The following is a 223-nucleotide window of genomic DNA, read 5'->3' on the forward strand; positions in this document are numbered from 1 at the left end:
CTTAAAGATGGTGGAGCTAAGCAGGATCGAACTGCTGACCTCCTGCGTGCAAGGCAGGCGCTCTCCCAGCTGAGCTATAGCCCCATCAGTGTGTGATGCTTACCGCCAATCATCTGGGAGGAAGATTGGTGGGTCTGAGTGGACTTGAACCACCGACCTCTCGCTTATCAGGCGAACGCTCTAACCACCTGAGCTACAGACCCAAGCATCGTCTTTAATTCAT

2 tRNA genes are annotated in these 223 nt (G+C 53.4%); both read right to left on the reverse strand.

Annotated features, from left to right (window positions below):
• Nucleotides 1-8: 8 nt before the first annotated feature.
• Nucleotides 9-84: transfer RNA gene (locus TZ48_RS04260), tRNA-Ala, on the reverse strand.
• Between the two features lie 42 nt (nucleotides 85-126).
• Nucleotides 127-203: transfer RNA gene (locus TZ48_RS04265), tRNA-Ile, on the reverse strand.
• Between the last annotated feature and the right edge of the window lie 20 nt (nucleotides 204-223).

Origin of the sequence: Vibrio variabilis (assembly GCF_003263785.1) — a bacterium.
GTDB lineage: Bacteria > Pseudomonadota > Gammaproteobacteria > Enterobacterales > Vibrionaceae > Vibrio > Vibrio variabilis.